The sequence below is a fragment of the Actinosynnema sp. NPDC050436 genome, from assembly GCF_040655415.1.
GTDB lineage: Bacteria > Actinomycetota > Actinomycetes > Mycobacteriales > Pseudonocardiaceae > Actinosynnema.
The window spans coordinates 285,540-304,142 of the sequence record NZ_JBFAJV010000003.1; the positions used below are offsets into that span (position 1 = coordinate 285,540).

Genomic DNA, 18,603 nt, shown 5'->3' on the forward strand with positions numbered 1-18,603 from the left:
CGGCGTCACAGGACGTCGGTGATCACCAGGTCGGCGGCGGATCCGGTGGCGTTGACGACCTGCGCGTTGACGTGGTCGGTGCCGCGCAGCACCCGCTCCCGCGCCTCCGCCTCCGACCGCCCGTGGCGCACGTGCCGGTCGATCAGCCGGGCCACCCGCAAGTCCTCGTCCACCCGCAGGAACCACACCTCGTCCAGCGCGGCCCGGACGCGGCCCCACCGGTCGTGGCGGACCAGCAGGTAGTTGCCCTCAGTCACGACGAGCGGCACGTCCGGCGGCACGGGCACCGCGCACGCCACCGGCTCCTCGATCTCCCGGCGGAACTCCGGCGCGTACACCACGTCCGGCCCGCGCGCCCGGAGCCGGCCCAGCAGGTCCAGGTAGCCGGCCGCGTCGAAGGTGTCCGGCGCGCCCTTGCGGTCGGCGATGCCCAGCCGCTCCAGCTCGCGCTGCGCGAGGTGGAAGCCGTCCATGCCGACCAGGGCGGCCCGCCCGTCCAGCGCGTCGACCAGCCGCCGCGCCAGCGTCGACTTGCCCGACCCCGGTGCGCCGGCGATGCCCAGCAGCCTGCGCCCGCCGGGCGCGGCCAGCCGCCGCGCGCGGTCGACCAGCTCGTCGAACCTCACCCCCGCCACCGCACCAGCTCCTCCACCCAGTCCCACGCGGCGTGCCGCACCCGCACGGCGGCGACCGCGTTCGCCCACCGCACCGCCTCGGCCACCGGCAGGCCGCGCGCCACCGCGACCGCCAGCGCACCGTGCCACACGTCGCCGGCGCCGTTGGTGTCGCGCACGTCGGGCACCGGGGGCACGGGCTCGGCGCCGGTCGTGCCGCCCTGCGACCAGGTGACGGGCGCGGCGCCGTCCGTGCGGATCACCAGCGGCACGCCCCGGGCGTGCACCTCGGGCGCGGGCAGCGCGAAGGACGCCGAGCACGCGGCGACGTCCACCAGCGGCAGCAGGTCGTCCAGGACAGGTTTCCAGCTCCCCGCGTCCAGCACCACCGGCACGCCCGCGCGCCGCGCCAGGCGGGCGGCCTCCAGCGCGGCCGGCCCCAGGTGGCCGTCGAGCAGGACCACGTCGGCCCCGGCGACCAGCGCGGGGTCCACAGTGGTCAGCGGGCGGAACGCGGGGGCGTTGCGGGACACCACGGTCCGCTCGCCGTCGCGCTCGCGCACCACGACCACGCTCAGCGCGGGACCGCCGGGGCCGAGGTCGTGCACCTCGACGCCGGCCAGCAGGCCGCGCGCGACCCCGCCCGGCTCGTCGCCGAGCGCGGTGAGCAGCACCGCCCGGTGCCCCAGCGCGGCCACGGCGCGCGCGGCGTTCGCGGCGGGCCCGCCGGGTGCCGTGTGGACGGACGAGGACTGCACCTTCTGCCCCGGCAGGGGGAACTCGGCCACCTGCTGGGTGACGTCCAGCGTGGTCAGCCCCACGCACAGCACCGTCGTCACGCCCGCGCACCTCCGAGCCGGTATCGTCGCCCGCAATCGCTTGCGCAAGGCCGAACGGGGACGGGCACATGGTCACCATGAAGGAGGTCGCCGCGCTGGCCGGCGTCTCCATCACCACGGTCTCACACGTGATCAACGAGACCAGGTCGGTCGCGCCCGACACCCGCGACCGGGTGCTCAAGGCGATCGACGAGACCGGCTACACCGGTGACGCGATCGCCCGCTCGCTGGTCACCGGGGGCACGAAGTCGCTGGGGCTGGCGGTGTCGCTGGTGTCGCACCCCTACTTCGCGGAGCTGATCGCGGCGATCGAGAGCGAGGCGACCCGGGCCGGGTACTCGCTGGTGCTGATCGACACCCGGGGCGAGGCGGAGTCCGAGCAGGCGGCGGTGCGGATGCTGCGGTCGCGGCGGGTGGACGGCGTGCTGCTCACCCCCACGTCCGGGTCGGCCGCGCTGCCCGAGCTGCGCCGGCTGGGCGTGCCGACGGTGCTGGTGGACCGGCTGACCGTGGCGCGGGACCTGGACCAGGTCGGCCCGGAGAACGTGCAGGCCACCTCCACCCTGGTGCGGCACCTCGCGGAGCTGGGCCACCGGCGGATCGGGCTGGTCACCGGCACGCCGGGGCTGGCCACCACGGACGAGCGGGTCCTCGGCTACCGCCTCGGGCTGGGCCGGGCCGGGCTGGCGTGGGACGAGGAGCTGGTCGCGGGCGCGCTGGACCCGCTGCTGGGCCGGACCACGGCGGTCGTGGTGGGCGACCACCAGGTGCTGGTGGACGTGCTGCGGACGGCCCGCGCGCGGGGCGTGCGGATCGGCGCGGACCTGGCGCTGGTCGCCTACGACGAGGTGGAGTGGGCCGAGCTGGTCGACCCGCCGCTGACCACCATGGCGCAGCCGGTGGAGGAGATCGGCCGGACCGCCGTGCGGCTGCTGCTGGCCCGCATCGCCGACCCCGGCCGCGCGCCCGAGACGATCCGGCTCCCGCCCGCCTTGAAACACCGCCGCTCCTGCGGGTGCCACTAGTACGGTGGGGCGGTGCTGGTACCCGGCCTGGCCTCGGTGACCTTCCGCGCGCTCTCCGTCCCCCGGGTGGTCGACCTGGCGCGGTCGTGCGGGCTGTGGACCGTCGAGTGGGACGGCGACGTGCACGTGCCGGTGCACGACCTCGCGGGCGCGCGGGACGCGCGGGACCGGTGCGCGGGCGCGGGCCTGAGCGTGTCGGCGTACGGCTCCGGCTACCACGCCGGGGCGACCGACCCGGCCGGGTGGCCGGCGGTGGTGGCCTCGGCGATCGAGCTGGGTGCGCCGCGCATCCGGGTGCGGGCCGGGGCGACCGGCTCCGCCGGGACGTCGGCCGGGCAGCGCTCCCGCGTGGTGGCGGCGATCCGGGCGGCGGCGGAGTGCGCCGACGACTACGGCGTCCGGATCGCGGTGGAGCACCGGCGCGGCACGCTGACCGACACGCCGGAGTCGGCGCACCGGCTGTACGCGGAGGTCGGCCACGGTTCGGTGGTGCCGTGCTGGCGGCCGGGCGGCGCGCGGGACGTGGCGGGCGCGGTGGAGGAGGTCCGGACGCTGCTGCCCCGGCTCACCTCGGCGCACGTGTTCTCGCGGGACGCGGCCGGTGGCCGGGACCGGCTCCCGCTGGCCGCGCGGGAGGACCTGTGGCGGCCGGTGCTGGCCGAGCTGGCGCGCGACGGCGTGGACCGGCACGTGCTGCTGGAGTCCGTGGCCGACGACTCGCCGCAGCGGTTCCGGGAGGACGCCGCCGTGCTGCTGGCGTGGGTCAGCGCCGTGGCGGCGTGAAGCCGACGCCGTCCGGCGTCCCGGGTCGACGTCGAGGCGGCGCTGACCAGCCGACCCGGATCAGCGCCGTGGCGGCGCGAAGCCGCCGTCGCGTTCCAGCAGGGCGGCGGCCTCCAGCGCCATCCAGCCGCCGAGCTGCACGGACAGGTCGCGTTCCGCCCGGCCCGGGGTGGGCCGCCCGGTGGGCTCGGTCCACTCCGGACCGAACAGCGGGCCGCTGACCACCATGGACCTGTTGCCCCACACGGCTTCCGCAGATCGGAACACGAGGTCGGCGGCCTTGGCCGCCTCGGGGCGGTCCAGCCGGAGCGCGGCCTGCGCGAGGTAGCGCAGCAGGATGCCGCTGAACAGCCCGCCGTCGCCGCCGCCGTGCCCGCGCAGCACCCCGTTCGCGGCGAGGTGCTTGTCCACGGCGGTGATCACGCCCGCCGCGAGGTCGTCGTAGGGCGGGCCGAGCTCGACGCACGCGCCGAGCACCACGCCCTGGCAGTAGGTGTAGAAGTTCTTCTCCACCTCGCGCACCGAGCCGTCCGGGTGGACGTGCAGGCCGTCCCAGAACAGCCCGGTGTCCGGGTCGCGCAGGCAGTCCTCCAGCCAGTCCACGATGGACCGGGCGCGGGTGAGGTCCTCGCGCTCGCCGCCCCTCCCGGACAGGCGGGCGAAGAAGATGGCGGCCGGGCCGTTCGCCGGCACGTTCTTGAAGTCGTCGTCGCGCTTCCACCAGATCCCGCCGCCGCCGTGGTCGGTCCAGCCCGACCGCAGCCGGCGGGCGATGGCGTCCACGGCGTGCGGCTTGCCGGCCCCGGCCCGCTCGGCGCGCTGGAGGGCGAGGCCGAGCCAGGCGACGTCGTCGTAGAAGTCGTTGGTCCAGCTCACCACGTTGCGCACGCGGATGCCCCGGACGAGCCGGCGGACCAGCTTCAGCCGGGCCTCGGACGGGGCGCGAAGCTGGGCGTCCAGGACGCAGTCCAGCAGGTGCGCCTGCCACCAGTAGTTGAACCGGACGTGCACGCGGCCGGGCCAGTCCACCGGCCACGCGGCGGAGCCCAGGACGGTGCCCGGCACCCCCCAGACCCGCCGCAGGTGGCGCGACTCGACAGCACGTTCGGCCACGCCCGCGCGGGCGTTGAGGATCTTGGGCGTCGTCACGGTTCCAGCTTGCGCACTTGACCGGTCAAGACGCTCGTCGGAACAGTTCCCAGTGGTAGAGCGCCATGGCCACGCTCGTGGTCAGGTTGTAGCTGGACACCCTCGGCCGCATCGGCAGCGAAACCACCCGATCGGCGCGCGCCCGGACCGCGTCGGACAGGCCGTGCCGCTCCGAGCCGAACGCCAGCACGGCGTCGTCCGGGATGCGCGCGGTCCGCAGGTCCTCGCCGTCCGCGTCGAACGCGACCACCTCGCCCGGCACGTCCTCCGGCCCGGCCAACCGCGCCACCGGCAGCGCGAAGTGCAGGCCGGCGCTGCCCCGCACGACGGTGGGGTGCCACGGGTCGACGTCGCCGACCGACACCACGCCCCGCGCGCCCAGGCCGGCCGCCACCCGCACCACCGCGCCGAAGTTGCCGAGGTTGCGCGGGTTGTCCAGCAGCACCAGCGGCGACGACGGCGGGACCGCCGCCCAGTCCACCCGGGGCCGCGCCGCCACCCCGGCCACGCCGGTCGGGTGCGCGCGCCCGGCGACCCGGGCGAACCCGGCCGCGTCGACCACCGCCGCCCGCTCGAACGCCCCGACCAGGTCGGGCGCGTGGGACCGGGCGAACGCCACCGCCGCGTCCCGGTCGAGCACGACCAGCGGGTCGACCACCGCACCGAACCTCAGCGCGTGTTTGACCGCGTGGAACCCCTCCAGCACGACGTCCACGGCGTACCCCGCCACCTCCACGCTCCGCGCGGGGCACGGCCGCCCCGGTCCGGGGCGGAGACTACGTCACCGGCGACCGCGTCACCGGTGGTCGGGGAACCGCATCGGCGCGCACGCTTGGTGCGTCCGCCGCCGCACGGCGAAACCGACCCACGAGGTGACCACGGCGAGCGCCACGACCAGCTGCACGGTGGGTGCCGCCGACTCCGGGTAGAGCACCCCGTCGAGGTAGGTGTCGATGAAGCCCTCGGCCGGCACCGGCCGGCCGGCCGCGGCGCGGAGGGTGTTCTCCAGCCAGGTCAGCGGGCAGTCCAGCGGGAACGCCACGACCAGCGCGCCCCACGCGGCCATCGCCAGGTGCGGGTAGATCAGCCGGGGGCTGCGCCAGGCGAGGAAGCCGCCCACGACCAGGAACAGCAGCACCCCGAAGTGGAGAACCATGACCAGTTCGGCGAGTGCCAGCGCGACCATAGCGACCTCCCTGACCACCAGGGTAGGGCGGTCGCCGACCGCGCGCGCGCCGGTTTCCCGGCCGTCACCCGCGCGGCAAGGCCTGCCACGGGACCCGCGACGCGACGTCGAGCAGCAGGTCCGCCAGGTGCCCGAGCGGGGCCTCCAGCAGCGGCCCCGGCACGGCGGCGGCGAGGCTGTGCTCGTCGAACGCGATCGCCACGCCGTGCGCCCGGGGGTCCTGGAGCAGCGCCTGCGGCAGGCCGGAGCCCAGCAGCGCGGCGGCGAACGCCGGGTTCTTGCGGCGCACCTCGTACCGGGCGTCGAACACCGGGTCGCCGGTCGCCACGAACTGCTCGAACAGCCCCCACACGCTGTCGGCGCGCGGGCTGATCAGCACCCACGGCCCCGGCATCGGCCGGGGCACGACGACGACGGAGTACGCGCGGTACTCCGCCGTCACCATGTTGTCCGTGCGCAGCACGACCTCGACCGCCAGCACGGGCACGCCGCGCCACTGGCCGACGAGCTGGAACTTCACCCTGCTGCGGTCGGCCTCCAGCATCCGGCCGATCTGGGGCACGCGCTCCTGGAAGCCCTGGTCCTCGGCGACGAACCGCCAGCCGAGACCGGCCTCCAGCGCGCGCATCCGCTGCTCCCACTGGTTCACGAACCCCTGGTCCGTGAACGGGTTGCGCTTGCGGCGCGACAACCCCACGGCGACCCCGGCACCGAGGATCGCCACGACCACCAGCAGCAGGACGAGGGCCGTCACGTCAGGCCAGGCCGAGGTCGGCGAGGTCGAGGAGGTAGCGGTAGGGCAGGCCCTCGGCCTCGATCACCTCGCGCGCCGACGTGCCCCGGTCCACCACGGTCGCCACGCCGACGACGGTCGCGCCCGCCTCGCGCAGCGCCTCGACGGCGGTCAGCACGCTGCCGCCGGTCGTGGAGGTGTCCTCGACGGCCAGCACGCGCTGCCCGGCGACCTCGATGCCCTCGATCCGCCGCTGCATCCCGTGCTGCTTGGTCGCCTTGCGCACCACGAACGCGTCGAGCACGTCACCGGCCGACGCGGCGGCGTGCATCATCGCGCACGCCACGGGGTCCGCGCCGAGCGTGAGACCGCCGGCCGCGACGAAGTCCCAGTCGGCGGTGAGCTGCCGCAGGAGCTTGCCGATCAGCGGGGCGGCGGCGTGGTGCAGCGTCGCCCGGCGCAGGTCGATGTAGTAGTCGGCCTCGGCACCCGAGGACAACGTCACCTTGCCGTGCACGACGGCCAACTCGCTCACCAGCCGGGCCAGTTCGGCCTTCGCGCCGGAGTCCAGAACCACTTCAGTCCGCACGGGTCCCAAGACTGTCATACCGGCCGGCACGCCGGCACACCGTGAACCCGTTCGACACCGACACGCCGGCCGTCGAGCAGTCCGGGCGGTGCCCTGACCGCACCCCGACGAAGGCCGCCAGGTCGCGCAGGTCCCCCCTTCACCGACCGCCGCTCACGGCGGAGCACCGCCCGCAGCACCGAGTGCACCCGGCGGGTGAACAGGAGCTGCTCGGGCGCGCAGGCGCGGGCGTCCCGCAAGGCGTCGAGCGCCTCCCGGTCCCGCCGGCGGACGCGACCCGGCGTCCGTACGGGATTGCCGGCCGGCCTGCTGTCCGCAACTCGTGGTCACGTGGTGCGGGGCGACGTCGCCGACGCAGCGGAACTGCTCATGCATTCGCTGGTCGAGTGCACGCCACCCGGGGCAGCGCGGCAGGGGCTGCGCGAGTGGTCGGCGAGTTCGGCTGCCCGCTGTCGGCTGACGCCGCTCAGGTGCGGTTGCGGCCGGCGCCGGCTCGGGCGGCGATGCGGCGGAGCAGGGCTCGGGGCATCAGGCGGGCGGCGGTGATGATGGTCTTGTACTGGGCTCCCGGGATGCACAGCCGGCGGCCGGCGCGGAGGGCCGTCAGGCCGTCGTGCACCACGCGGTCCGCGTCGAGCCACAGGAACTCGGGGTTCTTCGACATGTCGATCCGCGCGCGGGCGTGGAACTCGGTCCGGACGAACCCCGGGCACAGCGCCAGCACGCGGACGCCCGTGCCGGCGGTCGCCTGGGCCATGCCCTCGGAGAACGCGGTCACCCACGCCTTGTCGGCGCTGTAGGTCGAGCCGCGACCCGGCAGGAAGCTCGCCACGCTGGACACGTTCACGACGTCGCCCCGGCCGCGCGCGACCATGCCGGGCAGCGCCGCCCGGGTCAGCCGCAGCACGCTGGTCACGTTCACGTCGAGCTGGCTCTGCAGCGCGGCGGCGTCGACCGCGAAGAACTCGCCCGAGAGGGCGAAGCCCGCGTTGTTGACCAGCAGGTCGAACGGGCGGGTGGACAGCTCCTGCTCGACCTTCGCCCGGCCCTCGGCGGTGGACAGGTCGGCGGGCAGCGCCTCGACGTCCACGCCGTACCGGGCGTGCAGCGCCGCGGCCCCGGACTCCAGGCGGTCGGCGGTGCGGGCGACCAGCACGAGGTCGTGGCCCTCGGCGGCGAGCCGGCGGGCGAAGGCCGCGCCGATGCCCGAGGTGGCCCCGGTGACCAGGGCGAGCGGCGGGGTCACGGCTTGCGGCCGAACTGCGGGCGGTGGACCTCGGCGCCGGTCTCGGCGTCCGGGTCGGCGTCGAACGGGTCGACCACGTCGGCCAGCTCGCCCAGGTCGCGCAGCAGCCGCTCCAGGCGGGCGGGGGTGGAGTTCGGCGGCGCGGCGGCCAGCACCCAGTCCTCCTCCAGCCACACCACGGTCACGTCCGCGCCGATCTCCTCGGCCGCGTCGACCAGGTCCGGGGTGATGAGCTTGCGGGCGGCGGGCAGCTCGCTGACGAACGCGTACCGCGAGCCGACCGGTCCGAGCAGGTCGGGCATCTGGTCGCGCTGGAACGGGACGCTGGGCAGCCACAGCTCCACGACCACGCCGAGCGCGCGCCGGCAGCGCACGCCGACCAGCACCGAGTTGACCTTGCCGCCGGTCTCGTGGTCGAGCACGTAGACCTGGCGGCGGCCGTCCGCGGTGAAGGTCGAGCCCGCCACCACGTCCTTCGCCACGCCCGTGCCGTAGTACGCGATCGCGCCGCTCTCCCAGCGGGTGGGCAGCACGTGGTCGGTCTCCTCGAACTGCCACCCGCGCAACGCCGCCCACCGACGCCGTTCGCGGTTACGCGCGGTTCGCTGCGCCCGGTCGGTCGCCAGCAGAGCGAACCCCGCGACGCCCGCGACCGCGGCGACGGTGAACCAGACCCACGCCGGTATGCCCACGGGTGCGAGGGTAGCGGGCGGCGGCCGGCAAACGAAGATCACTTGGTGGCCCGTTCGCATGATCGGCCCAACCCGTTACCCGGGACGCCACCGCGCCCGCCGCGCCCGACCCCCGCCCGCCGGGCCGCGCGCACCGGGATCGTGCCTGGTCACGGCTCGTCCCGGGCCGCACGGGGCGGCCCGGGACGTCGAGCGGTCGCGCTCAGGGCCTGCCGACGACCAGACCCGACTGGTCGTCGAGCACGTCGACCCGGACCGTGTCGCCGTCGCGCACCTCACCGGCCAGCAGCTCCTTGGCGAGCTGGTCGCCGATGGACGACTGGATCAGCCGGCGCAGCGGGCGCGCGCCGTAGACCGGGTCGAAGCCGTTGATGGCGAGCCAGTCGCGGGCGCTCGGCGTGACCTCCAGGCTCAGCCGGCGCTGCGCCAGGCGCTGGCCCAGCCGGGCGACCTGGATGTCCACGATCGAGGTCAGCTCCTCGGTGGCCAGCGACCGGAACACGACCACGTCGTCGAGCCGGTTGAGGAACTCCGGCTTGAAGTGGGTCCGGACCACCGCCATCACCGCGTCGGTGCGCTGCCGCTCGTCGAGGTTGGCGTCCGCGATGACCTGGGAGCCCAGGTTCGAGGTGAGCACCAGGATGGTGTTGCGGAAGTCGACCGTCCGCCCCTGGCCGTCGGTGAGCCGGCCGTCGTCCAGGACCTGGAGCAGCACGTCGAACACGTCCGGGTGGGCCTTCTCCACCTCGTCCAGCAGCACGACGCTGTACGGCCGGCGGCGGACGCTCTCGGTGAGCTGGCCGCCCTGGTCGTACCCGACGTACCCGGGCGGTGCGCCGACCAGCCGGGCGACCGAGTGCTTCTCGGAGTACTCGGACATGTCGATCCGGATCATCGCCCGCTCGTCGTCGAACAGGAACTCGGCCAGCGCCTTGGCCAGCTCGGTCTTGCCGACGCCGGTCGGGCCGAGGAACAGGAAGCTGCCGGTCGGCCGGTCCGGGTCGGCGACGCCCGCCCTGGTGCGGCGCACGGCGTCGGACACCACCCGCACCGCCTCGACCTGGCCGACGACCCGCTTGCCCAGTTCGTCCTCCATGCGCAGCAGCTTGGCCGTCTCGCCCTCCAGCAGGCGGCCCGCCGGGATGCCGGTCCACGCGCTGACGACGTCCGCGACGTCGTCCGGGCCGACCTCCTCCTTGAGCATCACGGCGGCGTCCTGGGTGCTGCGGGTCGCCTCCTCCAGCTCCTTCTCCAGCGCCGGGATGCGGCCGTAGCGCAGCTCGGCGGCCCGGCCCAGGTCACCGTCGCGCTCGGCCCGCTCGGACTCGCCGCGCAGCTGTTCGAGCTGCTCCTTGAGGTCGCGGACCTTCTCGATGGAGCCCTTCTCGTTCTGCCAGCGGGCGGTGAGCGCGGCCAGGTCCTCGCGCTTCTCGGCCAGCTCCGCGCGCAGCGCGGCCAGCCGCTCGACGGAGGCCGCGTCCGACTCCTTGGCCAGCGCCATCTCCTCGATCTCCAGCCGGCGCACGGCGCGCTCGACCTCGTCGATCTCGACCGGGCGGGAGTCGATCTCCATGCGCAGCCGGGACGCCGACTCGTCCACCAGGTCGATGGCCTTGTCGGGCAGGAAGCGGGCGGTGATGTAGCGGTCGGACAGCGTCGCGGCGGCGACCAGGGCGGCGTCGGTGATCCGCACGCCGTGGTGCACCTCGTAGCGGTCCTTGAGGCCGCGCAGGATGCCGACCGTGTCCTCCACGGACGGTTCGCCGACCAGCACCTGCTGGAAGCGCCGCTCCAGGGCGGCGTCCTTCTCGATGTGCTCGCGGTACTCGTCCAGGGTGGTCGCGCCGACCATCCGCAGCTCGCCCCGGGCGAGCATGGGCTTGATCATGTTGCCCGCGTCCATCGCGGACTCCCCGGTCGCGCCCGCGCCGACGATGGTGTGCAGCTCGTCGATGAAGGTGATGACCTGGCCGGCCGAGTCGGTGATCTCCTTGAGCACGGCCTTGAGCCGCTCCTCGAACTCGCCCCGGTACTTCGCGCCGGCGACCATCGCGCCCAGGTCGAGGGCGACCACGCGCTTGCCGCGCAGCGACTCCGGGACGTCGCCCGCGATGATCCGCTGGGCCAGGCCCTCCACGATCGCGGTCTTGCCGACGCCGGGCTCGCCGATCAGCACCGGGTTGTTCTTGGTGCGGCGGGACAGCACCTGGACGACCCGGCGGATCTCGGTGTTGCGGCCGATCACCGGGTCCAGCTCGCCCTTGCGGGCGCGCTCGGTCAGGTCGACGCCGAACTTCTCCAGCGCCTTGTAGGTGCCCTCCGGGTCGGGGCTGGTCACCCGGGCCGAGCCCCGGACCTTGCCGAACGCCTCCTTGAGCGCGTCGGGGGTGGCGCCGTGCCGGCCGAGCAGGTCGGCCACCTGGCCGCCGTGCTGGGCGAGGCCGACCAGCAGGTGTTCGGTGGAGACGTACTCGTCGCCCATCCCGGTGGCCAGCTCCTGGGCCTTGCCCAGCACCCGGACCGCGTCGCGGGAGAGCTGCGGCGCGGACACCGACGAGCCGCTGGCCGCCGGGAGGGCGCGGGCGAGCTGGTCGAGCTCCTTGTGCACGAGCTTGGGGTCCGCGCCGACGGCGGACAGCAGCGGGGCGGTCAGGCCGTCGCCCTGGGCGAGGAGCGCGCCGAGGAGGTGGACCGAGGTCACGTCGGGGTTGCCCGCGACGGTCGCGGCCTGCACCGCCGCGGACACGGCCTGCTGCGTCTTCGTGGTCGGGTTGAAAGCGTCCATTCCTCACCTCGGTCGGTGGTTCCCTGCCGGGCCAGCCTGGCAAACCGGCCGCCATCCTGCTCAACGTCAGAAAAGTTGAGCCGGTTCCGCTCAACCTACCGGACGTGGTGTGTCGTGGGACACGCCTTGACCTCGACCTTTGTTGAAGTTCTACCGTCCGAACCATGACCGTGCAGCTGAACCACACCATCGTTTCCGCACGTGACGCCCGCGCGACCGCCGATTTCCTGGTCGACGTCCTGGGGCTCGAACCGGCGGTCGCGTTCGGTCCCTTCCTCGTCGTCCGCACCGCCAACGAGGTGAGCCTCGACGTGTTAGAGGTGGCGGAGGACATCGCCCCGCAGCACTACGCGTTCCTCGTCTCCGAGTCCGAGTTCGACCAGGTCTTCGGCCGGGTGCGCGAGCGCGGCCTGACCTACTGGGCGGACCCCCACCACCACCGGCCCGGCGAGATCAACACCAACGACGGCGGCCGGGGCGTGTACTTCGACGACCCGAACGGGCACCGCCTGGAGATCCTCACCGTCCCCTACGGCGGCTGAGGCCGGCGGGCCGCGCGGACGGGCTCCCCGCCCGCGCGGCCACCGGTCGAAATTCCGGTGCGCGTGGGCAGCGGGCCCACCACCATCCGGTGCATGAGCTCCCTCGTGCACCACATCACGGTCGACTGCCGCGACGCCTACGCCCTCGCCACCTTCTGGAGCGCCGTCACCGGCCACCCGGTCTCCCCGGACGACCAGCCCGGCGACCCGGAGGCGCTGGTCGCGCTGCCGATCGGCCCGGGCCTGCTGTTCATCGAGGTCCCGGAGGAGAAGGCGGTCAAGAACCGGGTGCACCTCGACCTCCAGCCCGACTCCGCGCGGGACGCCGAGGTCGACCGGCTGCTGGGGATCGGCGCCACCCTGGTGGACGACCAGCGGCGGCCGGACGGCACCGGCTGGGTCGTGCTGGCCGACCCGGAGGGCAACGAGTTCTGCGTGGAACGCAGCGCAGCCGAGCGGGCCGCCACCTCCTGACGCAGGTCACCCACATGTCGCAACCGGTTGTCCACACCTCGGGGTCGGTTGTCCACAATCCCCAGGTGTGAATCCACAGGCGGTCACGGCCCGCCGCGACGGGCACCGCCCTGCCGCCGGCCGGGTGAGGCGACCGCCCCGCCCGGCCGGGTGGCGTGGGCACCGCCACAGCTCACGGCCGTGGAGGACCACGCTCACCGCACCGGTGGGTCGCAATCCGCGAACCCGGTACACCTCGACGGGAATGTTCAGCTGAAGGTCGGTACGTATGGTGACTTCGGGTAACTCGACTGCACTCGAAGGTGGCATCAAGGAGTCAACCGGCCAGTTGACGGGTTAGCCTCACTTCGTCGGGGATGGAAGCTTGACGGAGACGTAGCGCCTTGCCGGCGCCGCCAGAAACGTGGAGACTGCGCCCGGACCATGACTGCGAACGCTGTGTTGAGCCCCCTCCCGAGCCCTCCCCACCGAGAGCCTCCTCCGGGTGTCACCGCGATGGTGCGGATGATCCGGGAGAGCTGGGCGGTCGTGGAGCCGCGCCAGGACGAGGTCGCCAAGTTCTTCTACGGGATGCTGTTCAGCCTCGCGCCGGCGACCCGTGAGATGTTCCCCGCCAACATGGAGGTGCAGCGGAGCAGGCTGCTGCGGGCCCTGGTCCACGTCGTGCAGATGGTGGACCGCCCCGACGACCTGATCCCGTTCCTGCGCCAACTCGGCCGCGACCACCGCAAGTTCGGCGTGGTCAACGTCCACTACGAGTCGGTCGGCACGGCGCTGCTGGCGGCCGTGAAGAAGTTCGCGGGCACCACCTGGACGCCGCAGGTCGAGCTGGCCTGGGCCGAGGCGTACACGATCATGGCGCGGGCCATGCAGGAGGCGGCGGCGGCCGACGACGGCCCCGCCTACTGGCACGCGACCGTGCTGGAGCACCAGCGGGTGAGCTGGGACCTGGCGGTCGTGCGACTCCAGCCGGATCACCCGGTCGGGTACCGCGCCGGCCAGTACCTGAGCGTCGAGACGCCGCAGCGCGCCCGGATGTGGCGGTACTTCTCGCCCGCCAACGCGCCGCGCGAGGACGGCATCATCGAGTTCCACATCCGGTCCGTCGAGGGCGGCTGGGTCAGCCGGTCCGTCGTCGGACACACCCAACCGGGTGATGTTTGGCGGATCGGGCCGCCGATGGGCCGGCTGCACGTCGACCGCAAGGCCGGCAACGACGTGCTCATGGTCGCCGGCGGCACGGGCGTCGCGCCGATGCACGCGATCATCGACGAGATGGCGCAGTGGGGCGAGAACCCGCGCGTGCACCTGTTCGTCGGCGGGCGCACCCGCGAGGACCTGTACGACCTGGACAACCTCCAGCGGGTCGCGGGCAGCAACCCGTGGCTGACCGTCGTGCCGGTGCTGGAGTCCGACCCGGGCGCGCGCGGCGTCGAGCAGGGCACCCTGGCCGACGTGGTCACCCGCTACGGGGCGTGGGAGGACCGGGACGTGCTGGTCTGCGGCTCGCCGTCGATGATCCGGGCGACCGTGTCGCGGATGCTCGTCGCCGGCACCCCGCTGGACCGGATCAAGTACGACCCGTTCACGCTCGACTGACCACGACCCCGCCGACCGGCGTGCGGGCCGGTGGCGGAGCGGGGACGTGCGGGCGGCCCACCAAAACCGTGGTCGGCCGGAGCGGGCGGCTCCGGCGCGGTCAGCGCGTGCGGTTCGGCTTCCAGACCACGAGGGCCGTCTCGTGGCGCACCGGGACCAGGTCCCGGCGCAGCGAGGCGTGCACCGACGCGGCGGCGTGCTCGGCGGCGGCCAGCGCGGACGCCAGTTGCTCGGTCAGCTCGGCCACGTGCGCGCGCAGCGCGCCCACCTCGTTCTCCAGCTCGATGATCCGCTTGATGCCCGCCAGGTTCACGCCCTCCTCCTGGGAGAGCCGCTGCACCTCGCGCAGGACCACGATGTCGCGCATCGAGTAGCGCCGGCCGCCGCCGGAGGTGCGGCCCGGCGACACCAGGCCCATCCGGTCGTAGGACCGCAGGGTCTGCGCGTGCAGGCCGGAGAGCTGCGCCGCCACCGAGATGACGAAGAACGGGGTGTCCTCGTCCGTGCCCGGCGGGAACGGGAACGTCATGTCGACCTCTTCTCCACCAAGGCGTTGAGGTCCGCCCTCGGGTCGTGCCGGGCGGTTGTCGACGCGTACGCCTCCAGCGCCTCGCGCGCGGCGGCGTCCATGTTGTTCGGCACCGCCACCTGCAACGTGATCAGCAGGTCGCCGACCTGCCCGTCGCGCTTGGCGATGCCCTTGCCCTTGGCCCGCAGCACCTGGCCCGACGCCGTGCCCGGAGCCACCTTCAAGGTCACCTTGCCCTCCAGGGTGGGCACGGTCAACGTGGTGCCGAGCGCCAGTTCGGGGAAGGTCACCGGCACGGTCACCGTCAGGTTGTTGCCCGAGCGCCCGAACACCGCGTCCGGGTTCACGTGCACCCGCACGTAGAGGTCGCCGTTGGGCCCGTTGTTGCGCCCCGGCTCGCCCTGGCCGGCCAGCCTGATCCGCTGGCCGTCGTCCACGCCCGCCGGGATGCGGATGGTCAGCGTCCGGGTCTTGGTGCTGACCCCCTCGCCCGCGCAGTCCGGGCACGGGTCGTCGATGATCCGGCCGGTGCCCCGGCAGTCCGCGCACGGCTCGGAGAACGCGAACGCGCCCTGGTTCCTGGTCACCAGGCCGGCCCCGCCGCAGTTCGGGCAGGTGCGCGGCGAGGTGCCCGGCCGCGCGCCGGACCCCGCGCAGGTGGCGCAGGTCGCCGGGCTGGACAGCCGCATCGGCACGGTCGCGCCCTTCACCGCCTCGGTGAAGTCGATCCGGACGTCGGTCTCGACGTCCTCGCCCCGGCGCGGCCGGGTCGCCGACGCCGTCGGGCCGCCCCCGCGCCGGTTGAACAGGCCGCCGAGCAGGTCGCCGAGGCCACCGCCCATGCCGCCGCCCTGCTGCTGGCGGTTGAACAGGTCGCCGACGTCGAAGCCGCCGCCCTGCCCGAACCCGCCGGGGAAGCCGCCGCCGCCCGCGAACAGGCGGCGGGCCTCGTCGTACTGCTTGCGCTTCGCGGCGTCCGAGAGCACGCCGTACGCCTCGGACACCGCCTTGAAGCGCGCCTCGGCCTTCGCGTCGCCCGGGTTGGCGTCGGGGTGCAGTTCCCGCGCCAACTTCCGGTACGACTTCTTGATCTCGTCGGCCGAGGCGTCGGAGGAGACGCCCAGCTCCCGGTAGAAGTCCTTGTCGATCCAATCCCGGGCACTCACCGGACGCCCCCTCCCCTTCAGTCCTGCTGCTGCGGTTCGGCCGGCGCGTCGGCGGCCGGCTCGTAGTCGGTCACCGCGACCAGCGCGGGCCGCAGCACGCGCTCGCCGAACCGGTAGCCGCGCCGGAGCACGGCGGTCACCGTCGGCCCGGACACGTCCGGGGACGTGCCGTGCTGCACGGCCTCGTGCACCGAGGGGTCGAAGTCCTCGCCCTCGTGCCCGAACGGCTCCAGGCCGGTGCCGCCCAGGGCGTTGACCAGCTTGTCGGCCACCGCCTTGAACGCGCCCGTCAGGTCGCCGTGCGCGCCCGCCCGCTCGATGTCGTCCAGCACGCCGAGCAGTTCGCCGGCCACGTTCGCCTTGGCCGTGCTGACCACCAGCTCCCGGTCGCGCTCGACGCGCTTGCGGTAGTTGGCGTACTCGGCGGTCAGGCGCTGGAGGTCGGCGGTCCGCTCGTCGAGCTGGGCCTTCAGCTCCGCGGCCGGGTCGGACTCGACCGCCCCGGGCCCGCCCACCTCGACCTCGGGGGCGGCGTGCCTGCCGCCCTCCTCGGCCGGGGTGGTCTCGTCGGAAGCGGGAGCCGGGGCGTCCTGCTCGGCGGCAGGGCGCACCTCGCCCGTCTCCGGGTCGATCCGGCGGCGGTCGTTGACCACCACGTTCGGCTGCTCTTCCGACTGGCTCACTTCTTCTTGTCCTCGTCCTCGTCCACGATCTCGGCGTCCACCACGTCGTCGGCCTTCGGGCCGGCCGCGCCCGGCGCGTCACCCGAGGGTGCGTCGGCGGCCGGGGCACCGGTGTTGGCGTAGAGGGACTGGCCGATGGCCTGCGACTCGGTGGCCAGCTTCTCCACCGCCGACCGGACCTTGGCGATGTCCGTGCCCTTCAGCGCCTCGGTGGTCTCCTCGATCGCCGCCTTGACCTTCTCCTTGACGTCGGCCGGGATCTTGTCGTCGTTCTCCTTGACGACCTTCTCCGTCTGGTAGACCAGCGTCTCGGCCTGGTTGCGGACCTCGGCCTCGTCGCGGCGGCGCTTGTCCTCCTCGGCGTGCGCCTCGGCGTCCTTGATCATCCGGTCGATGTCGTCCTTCGGCAGCGCCGAGCCGCCGGTGATCGTCATCCGCTGTTCCTTGCCGGTGCCCATGTCCTTGGCGGACACGTGCACGATGCCGTTCGCGTCGATGTCGAAGGTGACCTCGATCTGCGGGACGCCGCGCGGGGCGGGCGGCAGGCCGGTCAGCTCGAACATGCCGAGCTTCTTGTTGTCCGCCGCGAAGTCGCGCTCGCCCTGGAACACCTGGATCTGCACGGACGGCTGGTTGTCGTCGGCCGTGGTGAAGATCTCGGACCGCTTGGTCGGGATCGTCGTGTTGCGCTCGATGAGCTTGGTCATCACGCCGCCCTTGGTCTCGATGCCCAGGGACAGCGGGGTGACGTCGAGCAGCAGGACGTCCTTGACCTCGCCCTTGAGGACACCGGCCTGGAGGGCCGCGCCGACCGCGACGACCTCGTCCGGGTTCACGCCCTTGTTCGGCTCGCGGCCACCGGTCAGCTCCTTGACCAGCTCCGCCACGGCGGGCATCCGGGTCGAGCCGCCGACCAGCACCACGTGGTCGATGTCGCCGACCGAGATGCCGGCGTCCTTGATCACGTTGTTGAACGGCGCGCGGGTGCGCTCCAGCAGGTCGTTGGTGATCCGCTGGAACTCGGCGCGGGACAGCGTCTCGTCCAGGAACAGCGGGTTCTTCTCCGCGTCCACGGTGATGTAGGGCAGGTTGATGGCGGCGTTGTTCGAGCTGGACAGCTCGATCTTCGCCTTCTCGGCGGCCTCGCGGATCCGCTGGAGCGCCATCTTGTCCTTGGTCAGGTCGATGCCGCTGGACTGCTTGAAGCGCTCGACCAGCCAGTCGACGATGCGCTGGTCCCAGTCGTCGCCACCGAGGTGGTTGTCACCGGAGGTCGCGCGGACCTCGACCACGCCGTCGCCGAGCTCCAGCAGCGAGACGTCGAACGTGCCGCCACCGAGGTCGAAGACCAGGATGGTCTGCTCCTTCTCGCCCTTGTCCAGGCCGTAGGCCAGGGCGGCGGAGGTGGGCTCGTTGACGATGCGCAGCACGTTGAGGCCCGCGATCTGGCCGGCCTCCTTGGTGGCCTGCCGCTGCGCGTCCTCGAAGTAGGCCGGGACGGTGATCACCGCGTCGGTGATCTCCTCGCCCAGGTACGCCTCGGCGTCGCGCTTGAGCTTCATCAGCACGCGCGCGCTGATCTCCTGCGGCGTGTACTTCTTGCCGTCGATCTCGTCGGTCGTCCACGTCGTGCCGATGTGCCGCTTGACCGACCGGATCGTCCGGTCGACGTTGGTCACCGCCTGGTTCTTGGCGGGCTGACCGGTGAGCACCTCGCCGTTCTTGGCGAAGGCGACGATGGACGGGGTGGTCCGCGACCCCTCGGAGTTGGCGATCACCGTCGGCTCGCCACCTTCGAGAACCGCGACGACGGAGTTGGTCGTCCCCAGGTCGATGCCGACCGCTCGCGCCATTTGGATTCCTCCTGGTAGTACGTCTGTGAGAGCCCCGCGTTGAGCGGTGTCGGCTCAAGTTTGCCAGGTGCGGCGGACTTGAGTCCAGTCGGCTCAACCTTTCTGCCTCGTCCAAC

Annotated in this window: 19 protein-coding genes; 5 read left to right on the plus strand and 14 right to left on the minus strand. The window is 73.5% G+C overall.

Annotated features, from left to right (window positions below):
* Window positions 1-5 precede the first annotated feature (5 nt).
* Both AB0I60_RS09760 and AB0I60_RS09765 read right to left on the minus strand, forming a co-directional pair.
* The gene (locus AB0I60_RS09760; protein ID WP_360727293.1) at window positions 6-635 is read right to left on the minus strand and encodes a nucleoside/nucleotide kinase family protein; all 630 of its coding nucleotides are present in this window, start codon (window positions 633-635) and stop codon (window positions 6-8) included.
* On the minus strand, window positions 623-1,453 hold the full coding sequence (locus tag AB0I60_RS09765; protein WP_360727294.1) for a PfkB family carbohydrate kinase: 831 nt from the start codon (window positions 1,451-1,453) through the stop codon (window positions 623-625). The genes AB0I60_RS09760 and AB0I60_RS09765 overlap by 13 nt, the downstream gene beginning before the upstream one ends.
* Window positions 1,454-1,521: 68 nt before the next feature.
* On the opposite strand from AB0I60_RS09765, the gene AB0I60_RS09770 reads away from it, so the two are divergent.
* Both AB0I60_RS09770 and AB0I60_RS09775 read left to right on the plus strand, forming a co-directional pair.
* Window positions 1,522-2,478 carry a LacI family DNA-binding transcriptional regulator gene (locus AB0I60_RS09770; RefSeq protein ID WP_360727295.1) on the plus strand — a complete coding sequence of 319 codons (957 nt, stop codon included), beginning with the start codon at window positions 1,522-1,524 and terminating at the stop codon, window positions 2,476-2,478.
* A gap of 12 nt (window positions 2,479-2,490) precedes the next feature.
* A complete protein-coding gene (locus AB0I60_RS09775) occupies window positions 2,491-3,261 on the plus strand; it encodes a TIM barrel protein (RefSeq protein ID WP_360727297.1) in 771 nt (256 codons plus the stop codon).
* Between the two features lie 60 nt (window positions 3,262-3,321).
* On the opposite strand, the gene AB0I60_RS09780 is transcribed toward AB0I60_RS09775, so the two are convergent.
* The 8 genes from AB0I60_RS09780 to clpB form a co-directional block, all read right to left on the minus strand.
* Complete coding sequence (locus AB0I60_RS09780) at window positions 3,322-4,410, minus strand: glycoside hydrolase family 76 protein (RefSeq protein ID WP_360727298.1); 1,089 nt, start codon at window positions 4,408-4,410, stop codon at window positions 3,322-3,324.
* Window positions 4,411-4,435: 25 nt separating this feature from the next.
* Window positions 4,436-5,140 (minus strand): RNA methyltransferase, encoded by a 705-nt coding sequence (locus AB0I60_RS09785; RefSeq protein WP_360727300.1) that lies wholly within the window; start codon window positions 5,138-5,140, stop codon window positions 4,436-4,438.
* Window positions 5,141-5,206: 66 nt separating this feature from the next.
* A complete protein-coding gene (locus AB0I60_RS09790) occupies window positions 5,207-5,596 on the minus strand; it encodes a DUF2784 domain-containing protein (RefSeq protein ID WP_360727302.1) in 390 nt (129 codons plus the stop codon).
* A gap of 64 nt (window positions 5,597-5,660) precedes the next feature.
* On the minus strand, window positions 5,661-6,350 hold the full coding sequence (locus AB0I60_RS09795) for a hypothetical protein (RefSeq protein WP_360727304.1): 690 nt from the start codon (window positions 6,348-6,350) through the stop codon (window positions 5,661-5,663).
* Window position 6,351: 1 nt separating this feature from the next.
* Entirely contained in the window at window positions 6,352-6,906 is a 555-nt protein-coding gene (gene pyrE / locus AB0I60_RS09800; protein ID WP_360728514.1) for an orotate phosphoribosyltransferase, read from the minus strand.
* Between the two features lie 478 nt (window positions 6,907-7,384).
* A complete protein-coding gene (locus tag AB0I60_RS09805; RefSeq protein WP_360727306.1) occupies window positions 7,385-8,164 on the minus strand; it encodes an SDR family oxidoreductase in 780 nt (259 codons plus the stop codon).
* Entirely contained in the window at window positions 8,161-8,856 is a 696-nt protein-coding gene (locus AB0I60_RS09810) for a hypothetical protein (protein WP_360727307.1), read from the minus strand. The genes AB0I60_RS09805 and AB0I60_RS09810 overlap by 4 nt, the downstream gene beginning before the upstream one ends.
* Window positions 8,857-9,058: 202 nt before the next feature.
* On the minus strand, window positions 9,059-11,641 hold the full coding sequence (clpB, locus tag AB0I60_RS09815; RefSeq protein ID WP_360727309.1) for an ATP-dependent chaperone ClpB: 2,583 nt from the start codon (window positions 11,639-11,641) through the stop codon (window positions 9,059-9,061).
* Window positions 11,642-11,805: 164 nt separating this feature from the next.
* Here clpB and AB0I60_RS09820 point away from each other — a divergent pair, with 164 nt between their 5' ends.
* From AB0I60_RS09820 to AB0I60_RS09830, 3 genes are all read left to right on the plus strand, one after another.
* Window positions 11,806-12,183, plus strand: coding sequence for a VOC family protein (locus tag AB0I60_RS09820; protein WP_360727311.1), 378 nt, complete (start codon window positions 11,806-11,808; stop codon window positions 12,181-12,183).
* A gap of 93 nt (window positions 12,184-12,276) precedes the next feature.
* Window positions 12,277-12,657: a VOC family protein gene (locus AB0I60_RS09825; protein WP_360727312.1), complete on the plus strand. Its 381-nt coding sequence runs from the start codon at window positions 12,277-12,279 to the stop codon at window positions 12,655-12,657.
* Window positions 12,658-13,152: 495 nt separating this feature from the next.
* Window positions 13,153-14,256, plus strand: coding sequence for an FAD-binding oxidoreductase (locus AB0I60_RS09830; protein ID WP_360727315.1), 1,104 nt, complete (start codon window positions 13,153-13,155; stop codon window positions 14,254-14,256).
* A gap of 100 nt (window positions 14,257-14,356) precedes the next feature.
* On the opposite strand, the gene AB0I60_RS09835 is transcribed toward AB0I60_RS09830, so the two are convergent.
* The 4 genes from AB0I60_RS09835 to dnaK are packed head-to-tail and all read right to left on the minus strand — an operon-like array spanning window position 14,357 to window position 18,487.
* Window positions 14,357-14,785 (minus strand): helix-turn-helix transcriptional regulator, encoded by a 429-nt coding sequence (locus tag AB0I60_RS09835; RefSeq protein ID WP_360727317.1) that lies wholly within the window; start codon window positions 14,783-14,785, stop codon window positions 14,357-14,359.
* A complete protein-coding gene (gene dnaJ / locus AB0I60_RS09840) occupies window positions 14,782-15,951 on the minus strand; it encodes a molecular chaperone DnaJ (protein ID WP_360727318.1) in 1,170 nt (389 codons plus the stop codon). The genes AB0I60_RS09835 and dnaJ overlap by 4 nt, the downstream gene beginning before the upstream one ends.
* A 17-nt stretch (window positions 15,952-15,968) precedes the next feature.
* A complete protein-coding gene (gene grpE, locus AB0I60_RS09845) occupies window positions 15,969-16,634 on the minus strand; it encodes a nucleotide exchange factor GrpE (protein ID WP_360727320.1) in 666 nt (221 codons plus the stop codon).
* Entirely contained in the window at window positions 16,631-18,487 is a 1,857-nt protein-coding gene (gene dnaK / locus AB0I60_RS09850) for a molecular chaperone DnaK (protein ID WP_360727322.1), read from the minus strand. Before dnaK ends, grpE begins: the two co-directional genes overlap by 4 nt.
* Window positions 18,488-18,603: the final 116 nt, after the last annotated feature.